The organism is Streptomyces niveiscabiei (genome assembly GCF_001419795.1).
GTDB lineage: Bacteria > Actinomycetota > Actinomycetes > Streptomycetales > Streptomycetaceae > Streptomyces > Streptomyces niveiscabiei.
On record NZ_LIRL01001171.1, the window covers coordinates 1 to 1,118 of the forward strand.

The 1,118-nt window shown below is 75.0% G+C and carries 1 protein-coding gene; it reads right to left on the minus strand.

Features of this window, described 5'->3' with window-relative positions; translation table 11 throughout:
* On the minus strand, positions 1–1,033 hold a 1,033-nt coding region (locus AOK24_RS41610), incomplete at its 3' end, for an LLM class flavin-dependent oxidoreductase (protein ID WP_159052183.1).
* Between the last annotated feature and the right edge of the window lie 85 nt (positions 1,034–1,118).

Sequence of the window (1,118 nt, forward strand, 5' to 3'; positions counted from 1 at the left end):
GTACGGAGAGACGGTCGCCGGGGGTGGAGGTGCGGGGCTGGTCCGGTGCGAGGGTGGCGGTGGCGGCACGTGCCGGGGGTGTGGTGTGTGAGCCTTCCACCGGGTTCGCGTGGTCTGCGGAGTCCGGACGCCGCGCGGGTCTCGGACGGTCCGCCGCGCGTTTGCGTTCCGCCGTCACCAGTTCCCGTGTCGCCGGTGCCACCTCGTTCGCGAACGCCTGGATCAGGGACGGCTGTTGAGTGGGGAGCAGGAACGCACTCGTGCCGTGTTCCAGCGTGAGCGCGGCCAGTTGCTCCGGCCAGGTGCTCGGCGGGCCCTGCGGAAAGCCGCCCGGTCCCGGCGAGAGGTTGTACAGGCGCCGTACCTCGCGCGGCTCGCGCCCCGCCGACGCCGCCGCCTCGTCGACGGCACGGTGCCCCGCCGCGAGTCGCCCCGGCGGGACATGCGGCACGCTGGGCAGCCAGCCGTCGGCCTTCTCCCCGGCCAGCGCGAGCATGCGAGGCCCGACGGCGCCGAGCCAGATGCCGATGGAGTGGGCGGGAGCGGGGCCGGGTACGGCGCCGTCGAGCGCGTAGTGCTCACCGGCAACGCGGACCGGCCGGGCCGCATCGCCCCACAGCGCCCGGATGACGTCGATGGCCTCGCGGGTCGCCCGCCGTGCCGTACCGGCGTCCCGGCGCGGTCCGCCGTCGGCGGCGATGGCGTCCCAGTAGGCCCCGGCACCCAGTCCCAGTTCGACCCGTCCGCCGCTGATCAGGTCCAGTCCGGCCGCGGCGCGCGCGAGCATGACGGGCGGTCGCAGGGGGAGGTTCGCGACGTTGGGGAAGACCCGCACGCGGGTGGTGGACGCGGCGATGACCGCGAGAGCTGTCCACGCGTCGAGCAGGTCCGGCCGGTAGGGGTGATCCGGCACGCTCACCAGATCCAGCCCGGCCTGGTCGGCGATCCGGGCGAGCGCCACCGCGTCGTCGGGGTGCCCCGAGGTCGGCACGAGGACGGTGCCGAAGAGCAGGTCGTGTCCGTAGTCAGGCATGGGTGCGGGAGCTCCCTAGAGGTCAGTGGGGCGCAGGCTCGGCGCCGAGGGAAGGCGGGTGGGCTGTGCCGGTGCGGATCGACGG